We start from the raw sequence: 23,012 nt of genomic DNA, 5'->3' as shown, positions 1-23,012 counted from the left end.
CTTCAGGGTTTTGACCCCCGGAACAGCTCTTTTTGTTGTTCTTATGGTTTTCCGATGGTTTGGTTGGCTAAACCTACATCCAATAGATCGTAGTAGAGATTAGCTTCATTCCCACCATGGTCTTTAGAAAGGTACATCGCTAGATCTGCGGCACGCAGAAGTTCATTAATGCTGCTTCCATTTTCAGGAAATAGGGCTACGCCAATACTTGCGGAGGTGTGGAAGCTAGATCCATTGTCAATAGACCAAGATTTGTTGAATAACTTAAGCAACCGCTGAAGCATTTCATCTAACATTTCTGGAGAGGTAAATCGGTGCAGTACCACCGCGAATTCATCACCGCCAATCCGGAACGCCTGGCCTACACCTTTAACCGTTTGCAAAAGCTCTCGAGAGAGCAGTTGGAGAAATTCGTCACCTGCCAGATGTCCTAAGGTATCGTTTAACTGCTTGAATCTGTCGCAATCCAGCAATGCGAGTGCAATATTCTTTCTCCGTTCCTCGGGTTGGTTGATGAGATTCTCCATGTACATTTTGAAATGAGCACGGTTGGGAATTGCGGTTAAATGATCATAGAAGGCTAGCTTATGTAATCGTTCTTCGTACTGCTTCCGTTGTGTAATTTCACGGGACACTAACATAAATTGTGCTGGGAAATTATTGCTTCCCCGAACAGGCGACACCTTCGTTTCCAGCCATACCCATTGCCCTTCAGCTCCACGCATTCGTAGCTCTGAGATACGAGGGGTTCCTTGAACGATACTCTTTAGTTTGGCCCAAGCGATTTCCGGTTCACGAATATAGTTGGATAGTGGGTCACCCTTTTTAGGAACATAGCCGAGAATACTTGAATGTGAAGGGGAGCTATACAATATCAACCCGTTAGGATCAGTCAATATAATAAAGTCAGACATGGTTTCACCGATTAGCTGATAGAGTGTTTGTTCCTCCAGCATTTCATTTTTGAGCCAAATGATTTTGCGACCCAGATAAATAATAACTAGAAGCAGAATAAAGAAGACCAATGAGTACAGCGCAAAAAGTGCACTCTTTTTATCTTGGAACCCATCTGTTACTTGTAAGGCGTAGGTGTCTACCAGGTCTTCTGATTGATCAAGATGAGTTCTAACTTCATTTAACTGCATGTTCAGATTTACAGCATGATATGAAGCAGGGTCCCATCCGATTTGCATCCGTTCAGCTATCAATTTACTCCCTGTATTCTTCCATAGGACTAGGGATGTTTCAAAGGCATGGAGCTCATTCTCTAATTCAGTAAGTATATTGGCCTGCTTCAAATCACTGTAGGGTTTGTTGATGGATCTGATGTCTGAACTTGCTAGGCCTACCCGTTCTTGTGCTTGTTGATTATTGTCCTTAAATTCCTGAATGAACTGATCACGTTCAGCGTCAGTGAGGTTCGAGCTCATGGAGGAGTGGAGAGCGATTGCGGCTTGATACAGATCACGATCAGCGCTCAGTATGAGCTCAGAGTTCTCAAATACATCTTCATATAAAGAATCTGACATTCTGTTAATGGTGTGATTTAGATAGAGTAAAGAAGCTACACTAATCCCAACCAGTAGAATGGAGATCGCAGCGAAAATAAAGATTAGTTTGCGTGTTACTTTGATATCGAAAAATCCAGCCACGGTCATTCTCTCCCCGCATAAGATGTTTAACAAATCTTATTGCTGCTAACTATAACCTGCGGAACATCCATTTGTGGCAGGTGTATTTTATTTTCAGGCAAAGATGTTGAGAGTGACTATGTGAAAAAGAGGTGTTGTAACATAATGGGAAATGAGGCATGGGAAAGATAAATTGTGTGTGGACCGCAGTTTGTAGTACAACAAGTATATAGGACGTCCTACTTATAGAGCAATCGCTTCCTCAAATAAATATCGATAATAATAAAATTAATGATTACGGTATGAGCCTATTGCCTTATCTATATTCAAATCCATAAATCCTATTACCCACCGTCTTCGTAAATGATACCTAGCTCAGCCTCAAAAATATGCGTTCTGTTATGCTAAAAAAGCTGCTCAGTCATATTAATGACTGGGCAGCTTACTTGAAGTAACTATTCGTTACGTAGTGCATGAATGGGGCGAAGCCGTGCGGCTTTGTTCGCAGGCATCATTCCGAAAATTACGCCGATAAGCAAGGAGAAAACAAAAGAGATCAGTACCATATCCCAGGCAATGGATACGGTAAGTGAAGTATACTTTCCTAGGAGCCAACTACCTACGACTCCAATACCAACACCGATCACCCCACCCAATCCGCTAAGCACAATGGATTCGATCATGAATTGAGCGAGAATATCGAACTTTTTGGCGCCAATTGCTTTGCGGATACCAATTTCTCTTGTTCTTTCATTGACGGATACGATCATAATATTCATGATGCCGATCCCCCCAACAAATAGTGAAATGCCGGCAATTCCCGCAAGTGCCATTGAAAGCGTAGCTGTCGTAGAATTTACAGTTTCCAGCATCTCTTGAGAGTCAAATACACTAAAAGCATTATCCGCATAATTAAATTTAGCATCCAGTGTACTCTCTAGTTTATCTTTTACCGTGGCTACAGTGTCTGCTGAAGTCGTCGCAATTGTGATAGAACGTACGCCTTTGCTTTTTAACTGACGTTCTGCAGTAGCTATAGGGATTAATAAGATATCATCGTTGGAACCACTTAGACTAGAGCCTTTGGCTTCCAACAGGCCGACGATTTTATAGCTGATCCCGTTTAGCTGTACCTTTTGGCCTACAGGATCATCTGTGCCGAATAAATCCTCAGCCGTACCTGTGCCTATCAGCGCAACCTTCTGCCGGTACTCTGTATCTATATCAAGCAGGAAACGTCCTGACTGTACATGGAAATCCTTAACGTCCTCATAAGAAGGTGTAATGCCTTCAACAGTAACGCTAACATTCTCAGTATTATGCTTGGCTGTAACGTTGCCACTGATTACAGGAGCTACATTTTCTATCCCCTCTATATCTCCTAGTGCTAAGGCTTCTTCATAGGTGAGGGAGGTGGTAGCCCCGCGGCCAGTGATGTTTACCGTCAGCTGATTTGTTCCGAGTCCATTAAGCTGCTCCGTAATCTGAGAAGTAGTTCCCTGCCCCACAGAAACGAGAATGATAACGGATGATACACCAATAATAATACCCAGCATCGTTAAAAAAGCTCTTACTTTACTGCTGTAAATACTTTTTAGAGCCATCCGCATACTTTGAAATAATTTCACCTCGCATTCCTCCGATCTTCTACGAGGTTGCCATCCTGAATACGAATGATCCGCTTCGCTTGCTTTGCAATTTCGAGGTCATGTGTGATTAGGATGATTGTATGACCTTGCTCATTTAATTCTCGAATCATCTGCATGACCTCTTGTCCAGTTCGCGTATCAAGCGCCCCGGTAGGTTCATCTGCAAGTAGAATCGGGGGAGATCCAGCCATGGCTCGCGCAATCGCAACACGCTGTTGCTGTCCTCCAGAAAGCTCAGAAGGTCGGTGATGCATTCTTTCCTCCAAGCCTACTTTAAGGAGTGCCTGTTGCGCCGTTTCTCTACGTTCTCGATGTGAGAGGCCGCGGTATATTAGAGGAAGCTCTACATTCTCGACAGCAGACAATTTGGGGAGAAGATTGAAATTTTGAAAGATAAAGCCGATCTTCTCATTTCGGATAATAGCCAGCTTGTTGTCGGATAATTTGCGAACCTCTTGCCCGTCCAGAAGGTAACTTCCCTCATCTGATATATCGAGGCATCCAAGCATGTTCATGAGTGTTGATTTACCAGAACCGGAAGGACCTATAATCGCTACGAACTCTCCGAAGTCGATTGTAAAGGAAAGATTTTTCAGGACTGTCATAGTTTCTCCGGCCATATTATAGCCATGGGTCATGTTCTGGACTTGGATCAGTGGTGCTGAAGCACTCATCTGCTGCCACCCCCACCACCACCAGCTGGTGCTCCGCCCATGCCACCAGCACCACCTCCACTGAAGCCGCCACCACCGCTAAAGCCTCCGCCGCCGAAACCGGCGCCACCCATACCGCCTTGCATTTGCATCTCAGTACTAGTTGTACCCGTTTTGGTAGAGATTACTGTAGGAATGATCACTTTGTCTCCTTCATTAAGTCCGCTGACAATTTCAATGCTGCTCTCATCATGAATGCCCACTTCGACAGAAACCATTCGCTGATTACTATTTCCGCGGTTTCTTGTACCAGCTGCTCCACTAGCCATAGCACCGCTGCCGCGAGCATCAGGCGCTCCGCTAGGCATTGCGCCACCGCGAGCATCAGGCGCTCCGCTAGGCATAACTCCACCGCCAGCTTCAGGTGCTCCGCTGGGCATTACTCCGCCGCGGGCATCATCAGGAGCCCCACTAGGCATTGGTGCCTGGCCCTCGGTAGATGAGTTTTCGGTTGAACCCGCTGTTAAGGGGAGAGCTACTGTATACTTGCCATTTCTTTCTTGAACAGCTTCAACCGGTACGGTTAACACATCTTTTTTCTCAGCCGTTGTAACTGAAACTTCTGCCGACATCCCGACAAGGGCACCTTCGGAGCTAGTTAAGCCAACGGTAACATCGAAGAGGGATACTCCGTTTGAGACTGTACCTTCCTTGGCAATCTTTGTGACACTCCCCTTGAATTCAGTGTCGGGAAGGGCATCCAATGAAATGGTGGCAGGCATCCCCAACTTCACTGTAGTAATATCAAGCTCATCCACCTGCACTATGACGCTTAAATTAGCATAATTGGTGATATCGATGAGTTCAGAGCCATCCATCGCTTTTTCACCGTTGGCTATATTAACAGCTGTAACAGTTCCGTCAATAGGGGCGGTTAGGGGATCTGGAGGGATCATATCTTCTTGTACAGATGCTATTTTTTCGATTTGAGAAGCGATATCTGTTTTCGCTTTTTCAATCGAACGTTTGGCACTGGCCAATTCATCCTCGGAGGCACCTGCCACGGCAAGCTTCTTATACTGCTCCTGCTTGTCCTGAAGATCCACTTCAAGTGAGGTAAGAGAGGTTTGTTCCTGTTTGAGATTGTCACTCAGGTCATCGCCTTCGAAGGTAATTAATGTCTGGCCTTTTTTCACAAGGTCTCCTTCTTGGACAAGCACTTCAGCTGCGGTTCCAGCGTCCTTCGTTTTCACTTTTCCTGTTTCGGTGGCCGTGACGGAGCCTGCTCCAGATACATTTACTATGATATCGCCCTTCGTAACCGTGGCTGTATTTACGGGCACTTCAGCAGCCTGACTGCTCTTATCAGGTAAAAATGTATACACCAACAATCCGGCTGTTGCTACAGCTACTACTCCGATGGTCCAGAGCAACACTTTTTTCTTCTTCATTTCTATCCTCCATAGATCATCAAATTTCTTTTGAATTCAGCCACCCTTGCGCTTTTACTAAATGTCGGATGGATTGTTAGCATCAGAATCGGTGTTTGAAGCGGAATTGCTGTTTGAAGTCGTTGACGCTGCCTGATAAGTGACAACATAGGTCCCAGTTCCCAGCAAATTTCGATGACCTTGGAATTCGTCGTATATATTCAATCGGATCGCGCCGCCACTTAGAGTTTTGTAAAGATTGCTTGTGAATGTTGTGGTGTACGACTTGAAGCTACCTAATGGCAGATCTGTGCCAAGTGTTAATGTCTTTTCCATCGTTTGTCCGAAGGGGTCGATCAGCTCTAGTACAAGCTTGTGCTCATACGTACCCGATTCGTAAAGCGTGCTGCTCGACAGGTTGTAGGTTAGGACAGTGCTTAGCGTATCTTTTCCACCAGTGACGGTGGTGACTGCATTTGTCACGGATAGGGTATAAGGGAACAATTCTACATCCAAAAGATTGCTCTTTGCCTCCAACGCAACATTATTTAGTCCCAGTGACACCGTATTGATATATCCCGTTGATTTCCCGCCAGGAGCCGTAAGTTTTCCTTCGGATACCCCTTCACCGATATAAAGAACAAGCTGAGAAGGATCTACTCCAAGTGGAAGCTTAGTCCAGACGGTAATCAGATTTTTTCCGTTAGGGCTCGTGGAAGTTGTAGACTGGTTGACCTCGCCTTCGAAATATTGATTGTCTGGTGTTTTGTAATAAGCTACGAGTTGAGCCTGCTCTGATTTACGTGTTTCCTCACTGTTCATTTCCAGTTCTGTGTACATGATATTGGAGCTCGTACCCTGATAAACCGTTGTCCGGCGCTCTAATACTTCTGCTTTTTTGCTTTCAAGGTCAATTTGGAAGGAACTTAGTGCTGCAACTTCCTGAACACGGCTATCCAACTGATTTGTACTTAACGAAAGAAAATTAATTTTGCTTTCGCCGGAGGTTTCTTGCAGCGTTATTTTTAATGGATTGAACTGGTAGGTGTAAGGAACATTGGCCACGACATAAACGTCTGCGGATTCATTTGGCCCGAGTAGGGTTTGTGTGCTTTCTGTGACGACTTGGGAAGTGCTGCTAATATCACTCTCACCAGCTTTAATGACACTTGTAAACGCTGGAAGCTGTACAGAGGTCGATTTCGTGTTGCGAATATTGATTTTAGCTACAAGCTGATCTTTGTCTGCCCAAGGTAGCCGCTGGATGTTCGTAAGCTTGACAGCAAATGTACCGTGGCTGTTCTCCACTGCGTATTCTGTGTCCTGCCAATTATTAGTTTGCAGAATGTAAGGGATCTGATAATAGGCTGTAGGAAAAATGATCTTACCCTCGACAGCGGGTTCATTCATTTGCAGCTGTAGCGTTCCTTGAGCTATCGTTAGCGGAACTTCTGCACTGAGCTCGATTATTTTTTCTTCAAGGGGTTTGAGTGTAAGGCTGGCGAAAGCCTTCGTGTCCACCGGAAAGCTATATCCTTCAGCGGCTTTAACGGTAAACTCATAAGCAGGCAAAGTAATCGTCTTGTTGCCGCTATTTTTTACTCGAAATTGCAGCGTCCACTTCGCGGTGCCGTTGTCGGCATAGACATTGGCGCTTTTTAACTGCGTCTCGACAGTATTGTTGTTGATTGTAAGCTTCTTAATGACATTGCTGGCTATGACAAGATCTGGTGTGGTAGCAGCGGGAAGGTTATAGGTGACGAGGGGCAAAGCTATTTTTAATGAAGTATCTTCTCCAGCAAACTGCAGAGTCATATTGCCTGTCTTCATATAAGAGGGGATTTCCGTCATGTAGTAGATCGTCTTTTTTTCTTGTGGCTGTACTTTGTAGTTGCTGCTCGCGTCATCAAGCGTTAATTCAAATACAGATCCGCCTGCGGATGCGAGGTATCCCTTAAGTCCAGGATCACTTAGCACTTTGGTTCCTTGATTGGTTAAGCTCACACCTACTTTGGCGTATACCTTACCGTTATATTTGTAAATTTGCAGACTTTCTGTTTGGGTTGTTACGGGTTGATTATTCAAGGTTATTTTTTTGCTTTGCCCTCTAGCGACCGCTTGTGAAAAAGTTGCAGGTAGGGTGAAAGTACCCAGCTTCTTTTGATAATCGGTACTGCTGAAATCCCAACCAAAGACTGAAATCTTAACGCCTTTTAAAGAGGTGGATTTACCGATGTTTACATAATAGGTTACGGATTGACTGCTTTTGGAGGCTATGGACTTGATAGTTGCACTGCTGGTTACTGGGCTCCCTTGGATAACCGTTCCTCCGGCAGTAGTTACCTTAGAGAAATAGTCCACCAGATTGATGCTGCTTCCGCTCCCATTGTAATAGCTGAGGGTGTATGTAAGAATATTGCCGCCATCCTGAGTTAAAAAGCCTACATCGCTCAGCTTCACGCTTACGTTACTCTTTAAAGCTATCGAGCCGAGTTTATCCAGAGTGGATACGGTGGTGGTTGCCGTTTTGGTGGATGTACTAGTCGTTGATGCAGCGTATGCTCCATACGCTGAAGCTTGACTCAGAACGGCTGCGCTAAGTATGATCCCAGCGACTTTTGTTCTTCGTGCATGCATGTAATTCCCTCCCGGTATGAAAGTCCTTGTACTATGAAGGTGGTTTATGATGGAGTACAACCATGCCTTCTTAATAATGGAAATTATCAAGCTCCGCTGAACGTTAGCTGAAAAAAAGTCCCCGGAACGGCTCTGAACCTTAAAGCCAGCTTAAAGCCAGATAAAAATTGCCCTAATTATGCTTGAACTTGTCAAAACGACAGATTTTGCATATAATAAACAGACATATCTCTTGCATAAAAGAGATACCTGACAATTAGATTGAATTGTAAAATGCAGTGATGGAGAAGAGTACACAGTGCCTGACTTACAGGGAGGAGACGCCGGTGATTGAGAGCGTTTCTAGGAAACAGAGCTGTCGAAGTTCACTCCGGAGCAGTTCCTTGAATTCCTTAAGATTGCCTTGTAAGGAAGCGTAGGGGAAACCGGTCACAGACCGTTATTTCTGTATAAAGTGAGATAGGTATCTGTCCAGCCAAAAGAGGGAATGAAGCTCTTATGGGGAACAGATCAGCTTGTCTAACAAGGGTGGTACCACGGTCTTTTCGTCCCTTACCGGGAGGAAAGGCCTTTTTTTGTTGAACTAGACAATGATTGAAGGGGGCTGTACACGGCCATGAAAGAGAAGTTGGAAGCATTGAAGGTTGAGGCGCTGGCTAAGTTGCAGGAGGTTATGGATCCACAGGTTTTGAATGACCTAAGAGTGAAATACCTCGGTAAAAAAGGCGAGCTTACAGAAGTTCTGCGTGGTATGGGAGGACTTAGTGCTGAGGAGCGTCCGGTTATCGGGCAAGTAGCGAATCAGGTGCGTAGTGCGATTGAGGAGATTATTGGAGCGAAGCAAGAAGCTTTTCAACAGCAAGAGACTCAGCAACGTCTGCAGGCTGAAAAAGTAGACGTAACATTGCCGGGTCGCCGCATGCAGCAAGGGGGCATTCACCCGCTTAGCAGAGTGGTTCAGGAAATTGAGGATATTTTCATTGGTATGGGCTACCGTGTGGCTGAAGGTCCGGAAGTGGAGACCGATTATTATAACTTTGAAGCCCTAAATCTGCCTAAAAATCACCCGGCACGCGATATGCAGGACTCCTTTTATTTAACGGATGACCTGCTTATGCGTACTCAAACGTCTCCGGTACAGATTCGTACTATGCAGGCTATGAACGGTGAAGTTCCAGTTAAAATCATTTGCCCGGGTAAAGTATTCCGCCGCGATGATGACGATGCAACGCATTCCTTCCAGTTCCATCAAATTGAAGGTTTGGTTATCGGAAGTAACATTCGGATGAGTGATCTGAAAGGCACCTTGCAGCAATTCGTACAAGAGATGTTCGGCCCGAATACAGACATTCGTCTTCGTCCGAGCTTCTTCCCATTCACCGAGCCAAGCGTTGAAGTGGACGTAAGCTGCTTCAAATGTGGCGGCGATGGCTGCAGACTGTGCAAGCAAAGCGGATGGTTAGAAATCCTTGGTGCCGGCATGGTGCATCCAAACGTTCTGAAAATGGGTGGCTATGATCCTGCTAAGTATAGCGGCTTCGCATTTGGTATGGGTGTTGAGCGGATTGCTATGCTTAAATACGGCATCGATGACATCCGTCATTTCTATAACAACGATATGAGTTTTGTAAAGCAATTCAAGGGCGTTTAGATTTTTGGTGGGCGAGCTGGCTTGCGGGTTAGGAGGATGGATTTTGGAGCATTTGATTTCATGTTGTAAAAACCCTATTAAGCTAGGATCGGAAAGGAATTTTGGAACTGTAGGAGCGATAGCGACCGCCTTTGTCCCCGGATTTCCACCGCGAAGAGCGGTTTAGATCAAGAAATCTGGGGACAACAGCGGCCGGAAGTCCAAAGATTCCTTGCAGGGACCGCTCTTAATAGTGTTTTGTAGTTGAAATTGAGAGCTCTTAATCAAGCATCCCACAGGAAGCAGATCGAACGGCAAGTAGATAAATACATCTGAAACATAAAGGAAGTGAGCGGACATGAAAGTATCAACCGGATGGTTGGCTGATTATACATCGATTGAAGGAGTAACCGCCGAAAAGCTAGCGGAGAAGATTACCGCTGCCGGTATTGAAATTGACGGAGTAGAGCGCCGCAATAAAGGGATTTCCGGTATCGTAACCGGCTATGTGAAATCGAAAGAAAAACATCCTGATGCGGATAAACTGAACGTATGTATCGTGGATGCAGGTCAAGGTGAAGATCTGCAAATCGTCTGTGGCGCAAAAAATGTGGCTGCGGGACAAACCGTTCCTGTAGCTCTTGTTGGCGCTAAGCTTCCAGGTCTGGATATCAAAAAAGCGAAGCTGCGCGGGGTATTATCACAAGGGATGATCTGCTCGGCTAAAGAATTGGGACTCAATGATAAATTGCTTCCTAAAGAGCAACAAGAAGGAATTCTTGTACTTCCTGAAGGTACAGAGATCGGTCAAGATATTTCAAAGTTGCTGGGTCTAGATGATGAAATTCTGGAATTCGATCTGACTCCGAACCGTTCAGACTGCCTAAGCATGATTGGTGCTGCTTATGAAGTGAGCGCAATTCTTGGACGCGAGATTAAACTGCCCGATCCTGCGAGTGAAATCATTGAGATCAGCGGAGCATCTGCGCAATCTATTTCCGTTAAGATTGAGAATGAAGAACAGTGCAGTCATTACGCAGTTCGTTATATCTCAGGCGTTAAGCCTGCAGCATCACCGCTGTGGATTCAGAATCGTCTGATGGCGGCAGGAATTCGTCCAATTAACAACATCGTAGACATCACTAACTATGTGATGCTCGAATACGGACAGCCGCTTCATGCTTTTGATGCAGATAAAATAGAAGGCGGAGAACTCGGCGTTCGTCTTGCTCATGAGGGTGAAGTCCTGACTACACTTGATGGCCAAGAACGGAAGCTTGAGCCACATATGCTCGTTATCGCTGATGGAGCTAAAGCAGTAGCTCTGGCTGGAGTAATGGGAGGTCAGGATACGGAAGTTACTGCTGAGACGGTAAATCTCGTGCTGGAATCCGCTAAGTTTGATGGAGGAACCGTTCGTAAAACCTCGCGTCAACTGGGACTTCGCTCGGAAGCATCGCTTCGATTCGAGAAAGAAGTGGATCCAAATGCAGAGATCCCTGCATTGAATCGCGCTGCAGTACTTATTGCACGTTATGCTGGCGGATCTGTGCATGAAGGTATTGTGCAAGCAGGAACAGTCGCTGGAGAAGAGAAGGTACTTACTTTGTCCTTGGAGAAGCTGAACCGTTATCTGGGAACAGATCTTTCCTTGCTAGAAGTGAAGACATTGTTTGGCCGTCTTCATTTCAAGTGCGGGGATACCGCACAAGGGCTGATCGAAGTTCAAGTGCCAACTAGACGCGGCGATATCAGCTATGATGTTGACCTTATTGAAGAAATTGCCCGTCTGTACGGGTATGATAACATTCCAACGACTTTGATTGAAGGAGTTACAACGCCAGGCGCATTGACGCATAAGCAATCACTCCGCCGTGAACTGCGCCGCCTGTTGTCGCATGGCGGTTATCAGGAAGTGATGGGCTACTCTTTCATCCAGCCGGAACAAAGCAAAATGTTCCCTGAGTTATCGGAAGGCTCACAAGCGGTCAAATTGGCTATGCCAATGAGTGAAGAACGCAGTGTACTGCGTACCAGCCTTCTGCCACAACTATTGGATATTGCTAGCTACAATACCAACCGTCGTCAAAGCGATCTAGCGTTGTTTGAAATCGGCAATGTTTTCTTCACAGATGAAGAACAGTTGACTCGTCAGCCGCGTGAACTGCCGGTGCTTGGGTTGTTGCTTAGCGGTAGCCTAACCGTGAAGCAATGGAACGTTTCTGCACAGCCTGTAGATTTCTTTGATTTGAAGGGTGCGCTGGAATCAGTATTTGCTTATTTGGGTCTTACAGACAGAATTATCTACGAGGGAGATAGTCCAGAAGGGTATCATCCTGGGCGTTCAGCGTCGGTATATTTAGTCGGAGACGAGGGTCGTGTGAAGATTGGAACTATGGGCCAGCTTCATCCGGAACTGCAAAGAGAGCTTGATCTAGTGGATACTTACGTAGCTGAGATTCTACTGCAGCCGCTGTATGATAACACGCAAAGCCGTATGCAATATAATGAGCTTCCACGTTTCCCAGGTATGGAACGGGATATTGCTGTGGTTGTAGATTCAACTGTACCAGCGGGCGATCTGCTAGCTTCCATCCGTGCAAACGGAGGAACTTTGCTGCAATCCGTACAGGTATTCGACGTGTACACTGGTGGCAAGTTAGAGAGTGGAAAGAAGAGTATTGCGATCTCACTGCTGTATCGTCACGGTGAACATACATTGACAGATGAAGAGGTTGGAGAAGTGCATGATAAGCTATTATCAGTCCTTCAACAAACTTTTGGCGCAGAATTAAGAAAATAGCAGGAATTGTGTAAAGCCGCAGCGAATCCATTTAGAAACTGAGATTCGCTGCGGCTTTTTCTGGGTAGAGTGAAATGCGGAGGATATCAGCGAGAATCTATTGATTACAAGGGATTTTGCCAAATGCTTAAGAAAAAAGCTACAATAGAAACAGTAAGACTAGCTTAGAATCCGCACACATACAAAGGAGGGCACAACTGTGGCTATGGACCGGACACGTGTCGCCGTGGAGATATACGGAACTTCCTATAAACTCGTCGGAAGCAGCACTGAATATATGAAACAAGTGGCCCGTTATGTTGACGAACATATGCGCACGATTTCTAAATCACACAACAGACTGGATACGCCGCGTATAGCGGTGCTTGCAGCAGTACATATGGCGGAGCAGGCTATTCAGGTTCAGGATTTTAAAAATGAACTCAACATGATGACAGGTGAACGCAGTGAACTGCGATTGGAAGTATCTCGCCTGCTGGAGGTTCAGCGGGAGCGACAAGAAGAATATGAACGCCTTGAAGCGGCGGCTAAGGAAGAAGCAGCACGACTGATTGCTGCGGTTGAAGAAGAGCGCAAGCGTCATCTGGAGATCCAGGAGAACGAGCGCAAGGTACATGCGGATCAGCTTCAGGAAGCAACCCATGCGGCTGACGCCGCGCGAGAGAAGCTGGAAGAGGAGTTGCTTGCGCGTGAGCTGGAGCTGCAAGAACTGCGGGCAAGCTATGAGGCTGAACAGGCAATGATTCGTGAGAATCATCGAGAGGCGCTGGCCAATGCAGAAGCCATCCGTCTACAGCAGCTGGAAGAGCAGAAGGCAGCGCATTTGCAAGAGCTGGAGAATACTCGTGAGACGCTGACTAAGGAGAAGACAGATACAATGTCTGCTCTGGAACTTGAGCTAACCCAAACTAGATCAACCTTAGAGAAACAGCTTGAGGAAACTAAATCAACATTAGGGAAGGAACTCGAGGAGACGAAGTTGACACTAGGTAAGGAGCTTGAGAACACGACAACGAAGTTAGGCAAGGAACTGGCTGAAGAGCGGGAAGCTCTACAACGGGAGCTTGCTAAGAATAAGGAACTTCGACAGTCGCAAGGTACTCAGGAACATAGACATAAGCAAAGCATTCAAGAGCTCGAGAAACAGCTGGCTGAGCTTCGTGGTGGAACAGGACAACTTCAGTCTAGACTCCGTGCGGCAGAGGCGAGCCTTAAGAGTGAACGAGATGCTCGTCAGACGCTGCTCGGACAATATGAAGCGGTTGTTAAACGCGAAGAACAGCTCAGTGAGGAGCTGCGTACGGCCACTGAGCTAGGCACGCTGTTGAATGATGAGCTGGAAGAATTGCGCCAGCGTTACCAGCAGTCCCAGAATGAAACATCAGAGCTGCGGAAGTCACTACAGGAAACGAGTGAGAATCTGCACCGTATTCAGGAAGAACTGGCTGGATCTGTGGCGGAGGCAGCAAATTGGCAGGAGCTCTCGGATAAACGGATGGAAGACATTAGTGAGCTTGAAATGAACCTAATGGAGACCGAAGAGAAATCATTGGCGCTTCAAAAGGAGATTGAGACCCTTCGTGGTCAAGCGGATGGATTAGTACAACAGTTAGACCGGGAAGTTCAGCTTCGTACGGATGCAGAACAGGAAACTGCAGCACTCCGTGAACAAGGTGGACAGGTTCAGAAGGAACTGTCAGCACTTCGTGAACGTTATGAGGAACTGATCTCTCAATATGATGAAGTGCTGCAAGATGGGGAACGTCTGCAGGAAAGATATCAACTGCTGCAGGAAGAAGGCGAAGAGACAGCTCGACGCTTAGAAGAATTGTCTGAAGCTAGCCTTGAGGCCGCTGCTACTGTTGCAGAGCAGCAGGATGTTCTGAGGGAAGCAGAGGCGTACGGCGCTTCATGGAAGCAAAAGTACGAGGAATTATTCGAGCGACAGCAGCAGTGGAGTGATTTGGAGGCGAAGCTGCGTGAAGAGATAGATATTTGGCAGCAGGAGGCCGGTGAGGCTGAGGCTAAGCAGAAATCTATTGAACGTGAACGCAGTGAGGTGCTTCAGCAGCTTGGTGAAGTCGGCGAGAACTATGAGTTGGCCCAAGGACAACTTCGTCTGCTACAGGTCCAGTTTGAGATGCATCAGAATGAACTACAGAAGATGACGGATGAGCATCGTAATCTTCAAGAGGAATATGCCAAGCTTCAAAATGAATATAATGAATGGATTCAACTGATCGAACAGGATAGTTGAATGTCGGATGCAAGAAAGAGGGCTGTACCTGATGTGTAGAGAAATCTATTTCAGGTCAGCCCTGTTTGTCAATGATTTAGGGTAAATAAATAGCCGATCGTCAGGGCAATTCCCTAACGATCGGCTATTAATGATTTATCTAGTCCACAATGATTTTTGCGTTCATGCCGCTATGTCCGGAACCGCACATAATCGAACAGGTCATTTCGAATGTGCCGGCTTCCTCTGGAACAATTACTTTCGAGGACTTTTTGCTATTAAGCTGGAGTTCGAATTCAGGGATAAGGATGCCGTGATTGCCGCTATCGTTTTTAAAAATAATTTTGACGGGCACACCTTTTTTTAGATGGTATTCTTCCTGATCAAAGCTGTAATTCGTAGCTGTAATTATAAGTTCTGTTTCTGCCTCGATCTCTGGCTCCGATGTGTTAGCTTTGCCAGCAGCACTATCATTGTTGTTTCCACAGGCTGTAAGTGCTATAACAAACACAATTGAAAGTAGAATTGCAAATTTTTTAATGATCCAAACCTCCTCCTAAGAAGTCCAAGCATAGTGAAAATGTGACAATTATGTAGACATCATAACTTAAAATTTAAGTAAGCGCTTTGATTAAATGTGAAAAATCCGTGAACAAGGGAGACTGTTCAAACTTTGTCGTAAATTGCAAATAAATGATGAAAATATAACTAAAATTTATTATAATGAAAGCTATTACATTAACGTACAAAAGTAGGGGATACATATTTCAAGTACTAACGATGCGCTAAATACGGAGGTTTGGCACCGTAGAATTTTAAAAGGTTATTGGATGGTAGTTATTCTTTTATTAATCTCACAGTTGCTGTTTTTGTCGAATATTAACCGGCTTCAAATAAAAACAACCATGGACACGAATCTATGGCACTTATTTATAGCCTGTAATTTACTAATTGTAGCCCTTATGATTACTGCGGAGCTGTGGCTTCGTTATAATAAACAATCCCCTAAATATGGGGTGGTTAGTTGTGGTTTTTTAGTGTCCTACCTTATGTATTTTGTATTAGAGCCTTTTATCGATGGTGCTCAGATGACGCTCATGATGCCGATTATGGTCGCTCTTATTTATTTTGATCGTAAGCTCCTGTATCTAATGGGACTATTTAGTATTGTGTTTTATGCGGGGGTATATTTCGGGTTGGAACGGCCATTCCTACATAAACCACTGCTTGAATTCTTAATGGTAGAGTGTGTATTTATAATATTTGTAGGGATGGCTCTGGCTGTAATTATTCGTGCGCGGGAAGCGCGTGTAAATCTGGAGAGATTAACGAAGGAAGGCCAAGATCTTATGGTGGAGAGGGCGATTTCGGATAAGCTGCTGAAGATAGATGCACTTACTGGACTATATAATCATAAAACCTTTCATGAATATTTGGATTCATTATTGGAGCAATGTGAAAGCAACAACCTTCAACTGCAGCTGGCTCTTTTCGATATAGATAACTTCAAGCAAGTTAATGATACCTACGGACACAGGGTTGGGGATCTTGTTCTTAAGGTAATTGCGGACAAGGTTGGCGGTATGATTGAGTTAAATGATTTTGCGGCCAGATATGGCGGTGAAGAGTTTGCAGTAATTTTTACAGACAAAAGTTTTTCAGAGTCTTACGAGGCGGTAGAGAAATTACGGATCAATATTGCTCAAATCGAGCATTTGCAGGCTGGGAATAAGCCGATTACCGTCAGCATTGGAATTTGTAATTATCAGCTTGGGGATGGGAAAGAGCTTCTTTTTCGTAAAACGGATAAAGCGCTCTATACCGCTAAAAAGAAAGGCAAGAACAGAGTGGTCAATTGTGCTGAGCGTCATGAAGCGGAGATTGTGTCATATGGATAAAAACAACACAGAACCCTTATTACCGGAAAAGAACCGGAAATAGGGGTTCTGTGTTGTGAATAGCTTTGGTTACTTTGCTGCCTCAAACGGCGTGGATACCGGCAAAAACAAATCGACAATACCGATGACCAATGCCGCCAGGATAGCTCCTAGAATGGAAACGCTGACTCCACTCACTACGAATTGAGCGACCCAGATAACTAATGCACTAACGATGAAACCGACGATACCGCGCCCGAAGGGCGTTGCTTTTTTGCCGAAGATTCCTTCGACAACCCAGCCGAGTAACGCAATCACCAGTGCAAGGATTAGAGCGCTCCAGAAGCCACCAATCGTGAACTGTGGAACAATCCAACCAACAACCATCAGAACAAGCGCTGCTACAATAAAACGACCCACATGACTCAAGAAATTCACTGTACTAACCTCCTTTGGCCCAAGCTAAGGATATGTGCAGTTCTTATTGTGACCTTAATGCTTGTTTTTATGCTTTAACCGATACCAAATAGCGAAATTGGCTTGAATTCTGTATAATGGAAACATCTATGAAGGGAGCTGTGACTGTAATTGGACGACAAAATTTTGCATACGCTTGAATATCGCAAGATTTTAAATAAATTAATGCAATATACGCAAACCTCAATGGGACGATTGACTGCGGAGCAACTAAGACCATCCGGTGATTTTGAAGGTGTGAAGAAGCTACTTCAAGCCACGGATGAAGCGGCTAATGTAGATCGTCTGAAGGGTATTCCTTCATTCGGCGGGATAAGCGATATTCGAGCAGCACTAAAACGTGCCTCTATAGGTGGAATGTTGGGAACAACTGAACTGCTGGCAGTGGGAACTACCATTGGCGGCGCAAGAAGAGTCAAACGATTCCTGGCAGCTATGCATGAGGAGGAAAAGATAGAATTCCTATTTTCACTCAGCGATGTTTTATCGGAGCAAAAACATGTAGAAGATGCCATCCGTTTATGTATAGACGAGAACGCAGATGTGCTTGACACAGCTAGTTCTGAACTGGCTACGATTCGCCGTGAATTACGCGGAGGGGAGACCCGGATTCGTGAGAAGCTGGATTCTATGATTCGTTCTTCTTCCGTTGCTAAGATGCTGCAGGATCAGCTGGTAACCATTCGTGGAGATCGGTTTGTTATTCCAGTAAAAGCGGAGTATCGTGCGCATTTCGGTGGTATAGTACATGATCAGTCCGGATCAGGGGCTACTTTATTTATCGAGCCTGAGTCTATTGTCGCGATGAATAATAAGCTGCGTGAAACACGGCTGCGTGAAGAACGGGAGATCGAGATCATATTGCATAGGTTGACAGCACTTGTAGCTGATATAGCCGAAGAAATGACCTATGATATCGATATTCTTGGCGAGCTTGACTTTACCTTCTCCAAGGCGCGTCTTGCCCGAGATATGAAGGCTACACAGCCTCGTATGAACGATCGCGGGTATTTGAAGCTGCGCAAAGGACGCCATCCGCTTATTCCTGCGGAGCATGTGGTTCCACTGGATGTGGAGCTGGGCAACCAATACAGCTCGATTATTGTAACCGGACCAAATACGGGTGGTAAAACCGTTACACTCAAGACGATTGGATTGTTGAGTCTCATGTCGATGTCTGGTTTGTTCATCCCTGCAGAAGAAGGCAGTCAAATGTGTGTGTTTGATGCCATTTATGCAGATATTGGGGATGAACAGAGTATTGAGCAGAGTCTGAGTACATTCTCCAGCCATATGACGAATATCATTTCCATTCTGCGGAGAATGACTCCTAAGAGTCTAATTCTGCTTGATGAAGTGGGCGCAGGTACGGATCCGGCAGAAGGTTCCGCGCTGGCAATTGCCATTCTGGAGCATATTCACCGGATAGAATGCCGTATGGTCGCTACCACGCATTATAGTGAACTGAAAGCTTATGCTTATGAGCGTAAAGGGGTCATCAATGCCAGCATGGAGTTCGATGTTCAAAGTCTCAGCCCTACCTACCGCCTGCTGATTGGTGTTCCTGGACGAAGCAACGCCTTTGCAATTGCAGAGCGATTAGGTCTGCCAGGTGCGATTCTGGAGCATGCGCGTGGCGAAGTGAAGGAAGAGGATCTGCGTGTTGAGCATATGATTGCCTCTCTCGAAGAGAATCGACTTGGAGCGGAACAAGAACATGAACGGGCAGAGAGCATCCGCCGTGAAGTAGAAGAACTACGCAGCAGACAACAACAAGAGCTGGAGAAGCTGGAAAGCCAGCGGGACAAACGGCTGGAGAAAGCGGAGAAAGATGCCAGTGCAATCTTGGAGAAAGCGCGTAAAGAAGCGGAAGAAATCATCAGTGATTTACGCCGCTTAGCTATGGAAGAAGGCGCTTCAGTCAAAGAGCATAAGCTGATTGAAGCACGGAGACGTCTAGACGAAGCGGAACCTTCACCGCGTAAGAAGACCGCTAATCGTAAACCAGCTAAGGCTCCGCGGACGATTGGTCCTGGTGATGAAGTGAAGGTAGATAGCTTAAACCAAAAAGGTTTTGTAGTGGAATTAAGCGGCTCTAAAGAGGCTGTAGTGCAGTTTGGGATCATGAAGATGAAGGTAAGCCTGGATGATTTGGAACTGCTCTCTTCGAAAGCAGCCTCTGTACCAACGCCTCTTCGGCAGGCGACAACCGTTAAACGCTCCCGTGATGAGAACATTCGCAGAGAACTGGATTTGCGAGGTACGAATTTGGAAGAAGCGATTATGGAGACGGATCGTTTTATTGATGAAGCCTTCTTAGGAAATCTGGGCCAAATTTCTATTATTCATGGTAAAGGGACAGGTGTGCTCCGCACAGGAATTCAAGAATATTTGCGTAAACACAGACATGTTAAGAGCTATAGGCTTGGAAATTATAATGAAGGCGGCGCAGGCGTAACCGTGGCTGAGCTGCAATAGCGGGATTGCCCGGCAGAAAGAAGGGGAAAGTGTGCAAGGAGATATTGATCTTTTGCTGGGTCATCCGCTAGGTGCCTTGCTTGGCTACTTTGCAGTAGCAATTCTTGGGCTTGTTGTATTTCTGTCTATTTTTGAAATGGTAACGAAATATAATTGCTGGGAAGAAATTCGCAAGGGGAACTTGGCAGTAGCCATGGCTACTGGTGGCAAAATCTTCGGAATTTGCAACGTACTGCGTTTCAGCATTGAATCAGGTGTTTCGATTTATGAGACGATGAAGTGGTCGGTCGTCGGTTTTTTGCTGCTGCTGCTTGCCTATTTTTTATTTGAATTCCTGACTCCAGTGTTCTCTATTGATGAGGAGATCGCTGCAGATAACCGTGCTGTTGGGCTAATAGCGATGCTGATCTCGGTTTCGTTGTCTTATGTGATTGGTGCAGCTATATTTTAAGAAAATAGAAAGTTTTGCACCTCCCTACAAAGGATTCCAGATGAAGCTGGACAAGCTTTGAAATGAGCAGCTCCACTTTGTGGGGTATTAGGAGGATTTCATGAAGATTCTTACCCGAGTTTTGTTTGTGTCAGCTATTGCTTTTATAGCAGCCGGTATTATTTATTTAATGATGAACTAAATTTAAACGTGAAGTATGAAGGAGATTATTAAGATGGAAACAACTGTGTGCCCTTGGTGTCATACTGAAATCGTATGGGACGAGGAATTCGGACCAGAGGAAAATTGTCCTCACTGCAACAATGAACTTAGTGGATACCGTACGGTTAATGTAGGGATAGACGGTATCGAAGAAGAGGAAGAAGAAGTCGTAGAACAACCTAAACAAGAGGTCATTAATGATGATGATCTCTGGGGAGACGTCGACAAAGACAGCGTAGTTCCAATCTACAACACGCTCAACCAATTCGGTGACGATTATGATTTGAATAAGTATGAAGAACGTGTATCGGCTATCCTAGCGATTCAGGAAGAAGCTCCGGAATGTACACAATGCCATGAGTTAACTATCCTTGCGGGTAAGCAGCTTGTTGGCAGCTTCGAGCCTTCTTCACCGGCTACATTGGGTGGCTCTGTATTAACAGCTCCATTCTCCCTTAATGTTTATGTGTGCCCTTCGTGCTTCCATGTACAGCACAGTCTAGCGCAAGAAGACCGTATTCAGCTCGTACGTAATCTGAGTACCGATAAAGCATAAGCATCCTCATAAAAAGCTTAGTCCTCTTATTGTTAATAAGAGGACTAAGCTTTTTTTAAAACCTCAATACTGCTTATTCACGTCCGTTTTTTAAGAAGGAGAAGGTTTGGCAGTTCGTGTCAATGAGAATAGATCAAGCTCCGGCCGATGTTTACCCGCAATCGTATCTGTTAATAACTCCGCAGCAATCATGCTGTACACCGTCCCATTGCCCCCATAACCCTCGATGAAGTAGCAATGAGGGAACTTGGGATGAGGGCCGATATAAGGAAGCCCATCACGCGTAGAGCCGAATACAGCACCCCAGGAGTATTCTATCTCAATGCCTTTGATTTCAGGAAACAAAGCTTCCAGCTCTTCCAATAACCTTTGACTTTGTGAAATCACTCTGACATCACGGCGCTCTGGATCCGTCAACGGTTCATCTTTACCTCCTGCAATAATACGTCCCTCCGGCGTTGTCCGAAAATACAAATACGGTCGGGCGGTTTCCCAGAGAAGGCTCCGCTCATGCCACTTGGGGAATTCCTTCAAAGGTTTGGTCATCACTGCATACGTATTGATCAGCTCAGCGCCTCGGTCTTTTTTAAACTCCTGCGTTTCATAACCCATTGCAAAAATAACCTTCTTCGCAATAATACGTCCGTTCTCTGTGTGGCAGATTACTCCATCTTTAGTAAACTCATAATGTTTAGCCTCGGTCTGCTCATAAACGTGTACACCATTGATTGCTGCCTTAGCGATCAGGCTGTGAACTGTCCGGAAAGGGTTCGCTTCTGCATCACTGCGTGAATAAAGTGCAGCAGGTTTAGAAAAAGAATACAGCGAAGCAATTTTATCCTCCTCCCAGAAATCAGAATCGAATCCGTGAGCAACGAGATTCTCATATTCTTCTCGCAGAGCAGGTACATCCTCTGGTGTACTGGCATATAAAAGGCTGCTGCGAGGAATAATCTGGGGATCAATATCGAGCTGGGCCGGCAGATCCAGAATATTTCTTACCCCTGCTTGGCATAGCTGATAAAAGAGCAAGCCGCTCTTTTCTCCAAACGTGTTCATGCATGAGGTTAACGATTTGTCGTTAGATATCTGCAGTAAACCAGTATTGGCATGTGAGCTTCCGCTTCCGACTCGTCTTTTTTCGATCAGAACAGTCTCAGCTCCGCTTAACGACAGGCGATAAGAAGCCATTGCTCCACCCATTCCAGCGCCTACAATTAGGCAATCACAGTGAACGATATCCTCTAGCACAGGATAAGTTGGAGGGTCTTGTAAAGTGTTTCTCCATGGGGGGGTGCCGCTGTTTAGTCTCATGAAATTGATCGCTCCTTCATTCGTTCCATAATTAAGTATGGGCGGCATTTTACCGTCTCATTCGCAGGATGTTCTTATTTTTGTCATATCTCTCTTATGCTGTTGGGCAAATAAATGATGTGCTTTGGCGGTATACTAAAGCCTGTTTGAATCAACTACAAGGAGGGACTACAACTCATGCAATCAATGCAAATGCAGGCACTAAGTGGAAAAGAATTGGAATATATCGCAGACTCCATCTCTAATGAGGACTTGCTTCTTAAGCAATGTGCGGCTACCGCCGCGACAACGCAGAACGAGCAGGTCCGACAAGTTTGTTTGCAGCATATCCAAAATCACACGCAGCACATGGATACACTCACTCAGCTAATCCAGCAGCATCAACAGTACGCCCCAACAAGCCCACAATAATTGCATTATTAATCTTAAGGAGGTTATAAAATGAATGCACAGAATCCAGCAGCATTTATGCCAGATGAGGACTTAATGAACACCATTTTGTGTGATTTGAAGCGGACGGTTCGTGAGTATGCGACAGCTGCTACGGAATCGGCATGTCCAGCGGTTCGCCGGGTCTTTAATGAGATGACCATGAACACGCTCCGACTTCAGGGCGATCTGTACACGCATATGTCCCAAATGAATATGTATCCTGCACCTGCAAAAGCATTACGCCAAGATGTGGACAAGCAGCTCCAAACTGCACAGCAATTGCAACAAAAATCAGGTCAGTTCGTTCAGCAAAAAACAGGACAATCTGGATCTATTGCTCACAATGCGAACAGCTACCAATCGAATGGACAACATCAACCGTCTCATTTAATGTAACCAAGATGGTTAGCAGATGAAGCATCCTGTCCCATAACCTTAAGGCAGACGCCCGTTTATACCGAGAGCTCCGGTATAAACGGGCATTTTTTGTATAAAAATCCATTTAGCTGAGTAAACCTAGTCTTCTATGCGGATATCATATGGGGTTATTTTGTTTG

The 23,012-nt window shown here is 45.4% G+C and carries 17 protein-coding genes and 1 other annotated feature; of the genes, 9 read left to right on the top strand and 8 right to left on the bottom strand.

What is annotated here, in order from left to right:
- Nucleotides 1-41: 41 nt before the first annotated feature.
- The 5 genes from M2444_RS15630 to M2444_RS15610 form a co-directional block, all read right to left on the bottom strand.
- A complete protein-coding gene (locus M2444_RS15630) occupies nt 42-1,652 on the bottom strand; it encodes a diguanylate cyclase domain-containing protein (protein ID WP_179283799.1) in 1,611 nt (536 codons plus the stop codon).
- 434 nt (nt 1,653-2,086) lie between these two features.
- On the bottom strand, nt 2,087-3,259 hold the full coding sequence (locus M2444_RS15625) for an ABC transporter permease (protein ID WP_280787407.1): 1,173 nt from the start codon (nt 3,257-3,259) through the stop codon (nt 2,087-2,089).
- Entirely contained in the window at nt 3,256-3,954 is a 699-nt protein-coding gene (locus M2444_RS15620; RefSeq protein WP_094870612.1) for an ABC transporter ATP-binding protein, read from the bottom strand. Before M2444_RS15620 ends, M2444_RS15625 begins: the two co-directional genes overlap by 4 nt.
- Entirely contained in the window at nt 3,951-5,384 is a 1,434-nt protein-coding gene (locus tag M2444_RS15615) for an efflux RND transporter periplasmic adaptor subunit (protein WP_280787406.1), read from the bottom strand. Before M2444_RS15615 ends, M2444_RS15620 begins: the two co-directional genes overlap by 4 nt.
- A gap of 57 nt (nt 5,385-5,441) precedes the next feature.
- On the bottom strand, nt 5,442-8,000 hold the full coding sequence (locus tag M2444_RS15610) for a hypothetical protein (protein WP_280787405.1): 2,559 nt from the start codon (nt 7,998-8,000) through the stop codon (nt 5,442-5,444).
- Nucleotides 8,001-8,269: 269 nt separating this feature from the next.
- Nucleotides 8,270-8,556 (top strand) — a binding site (T-box leader).
- 60 nt (nt 8,557-8,616) lie between these two features.
- Between M2444_RS15610 and pheS the strand changes: the two genes are divergently transcribed.
- The 3 genes from pheS (at nt 8,617) to M2444_RS15595 (ending at nt 14,690) form a co-directional block, all read left to right on the top strand.
- The gene (gene pheS / locus M2444_RS15605) at nt 8,617-9,651 is read left to right on the top strand and encodes a phenylalanine--tRNA ligase subunit alpha (RefSeq protein WP_094874787.1); all 1,035 of its coding nucleotides are present in this window, start codon (nt 8,617-8,619) and stop codon (nt 9,649-9,651) included.
- A gap of 337 nt (nt 9,652-9,988) precedes the next feature.
- On the top strand, nt 9,989-12,433 hold the full coding sequence (gene pheT / locus M2444_RS15600) for a phenylalanine--tRNA ligase subunit beta (RefSeq protein ID WP_280787404.1): 2,445 nt from the start codon (nt 9,989-9,991) through the stop codon (nt 12,431-12,433).
- Nucleotides 12,434-12,632: 199 nt separating this feature from the next.
- Nucleotides 12,633-14,690, top strand: a complete 2,058-nt coding sequence (locus M2444_RS15595; protein ID WP_280787403.1) for a hypothetical protein — start codon at nt 12,633-12,635, stop codon at nt 14,688-14,690.
- Between the two features lie 139 nt (nt 14,691-14,829).
- Here the strand turns inward: M2444_RS15595 and M2444_RS15590 are convergent, their stop codons facing one another.
- Nucleotides 14,830-15,180, bottom strand: a complete 351-nt coding sequence (locus tag M2444_RS15590; protein ID WP_280787402.1) for a cupredoxin domain-containing protein — start codon at nt 15,178-15,180, stop codon at nt 14,830-14,832.
- A gap of 319 nt (nt 15,181-15,499) precedes the next feature.
- On the opposite strand from M2444_RS15590, the gene M2444_RS15585 reads away from it, so the two are divergent.
- The gene (locus tag M2444_RS15585) at nt 15,500-16,567 is read left to right on the top strand and encodes a GGDEF domain-containing protein (RefSeq protein ID WP_094870556.1); all 1,068 of its coding nucleotides are present in this window, start codon (nt 15,500-15,502) and stop codon (nt 16,565-16,567) included.
- Nucleotides 16,568-16,636: 69 nt separating this feature from the next.
- Here M2444_RS15585 and M2444_RS15580 read toward each other — a convergent pair whose 3' ends face one another.
- Complete coding sequence (locus tag M2444_RS15580) at nt 16,637-16,984, bottom strand: phage holin family protein (protein ID WP_060625232.1); 348 nt, start codon at nt 16,982-16,984, stop codon at nt 16,637-16,639.
- A 150-nt stretch (nt 16,985-17,134) separates the two neighbouring features.
- On the opposite strand from M2444_RS15580, the gene M2444_RS15575 reads away from it, so the two are divergent.
- The 3 genes from M2444_RS15575 (at nt 17,135) to M2444_RS15565 (ending at nt 20,709) form a co-directional block, all read left to right on the top strand.
- Complete coding sequence (locus M2444_RS15575) at nt 17,135-19,501, top strand: endonuclease MutS2 (RefSeq protein ID WP_280787401.1); 2,367 nt, start codon at nt 17,135-17,137, stop codon at nt 19,499-19,501.
- 31 nt (nt 19,502-19,532) lie between these two features.
- Nucleotides 19,533-19,952 carry a DUF350 domain-containing protein gene (locus M2444_RS15570; RefSeq protein WP_042125581.1) on the top strand — a complete coding sequence of 140 codons (420 nt, stop codon included), beginning with the start codon at nt 19,533-19,535 and terminating at the stop codon, nt 19,950-19,952.
- A 214-nt stretch (nt 19,953-20,166) separates the two neighbouring features.
- Nucleotides 20,167-20,709: a hypothetical protein gene (locus tag M2444_RS15565; RefSeq protein WP_094870554.1), complete on the top strand. Its 543-nt coding sequence runs from the start codon at nt 20,167-20,169 to the stop codon at nt 20,707-20,709.
- Between the two features lie 90 nt (nt 20,710-20,799).
- Here M2444_RS15565 and M2444_RS15560 read toward each other — a convergent pair whose 3' ends face one another.
- Nucleotides 20,800-22,023 carry an NAD(P)/FAD-dependent oxidoreductase gene (locus M2444_RS15560; protein WP_094870561.1) on the bottom strand — a complete coding sequence of 408 codons (1,224 nt, stop codon included), beginning with the start codon at nt 22,021-22,023 and terminating at the stop codon, nt 20,800-20,802.
- Between the two features lie 177 nt (nt 22,024-22,200).
- On the opposite strand from M2444_RS15560, the gene M2444_RS15555 reads away from it, so the two are divergent.
- Both M2444_RS15555 and M2444_RS15550 read left to right on the top strand, forming a co-directional pair.
- A complete protein-coding gene (locus tag M2444_RS15555; RefSeq protein ID WP_094870553.1) occupies nt 22,201-22,434 on the top strand; it encodes a spore coat protein in 234 nt (77 codons plus the stop codon).
- A gap of 30 nt (nt 22,435-22,464) precedes the next feature.
- On the top strand, nt 22,465-22,851 hold the full coding sequence (locus M2444_RS15550) for a spore coat protein (RefSeq protein WP_094870552.1): 387 nt from the start codon (nt 22,465-22,467) through the stop codon (nt 22,849-22,851).
- Nucleotides 22,852-23,012 lie beyond the last annotated feature (161 nt).

The sequence above is a fragment of the Paenibacillus sp. PastF-3 genome, from assembly GCF_029893135.1.
Classification (GTDB): Bacteria; Bacillota; Bacilli; order Paenibacillales; family Paenibacillaceae; genus Paenibacillus_AQ; species Paenibacillus_AQ nitricinens.
This window is presented reverse-complemented; position numbering and strand designations above follow the sequence as displayed.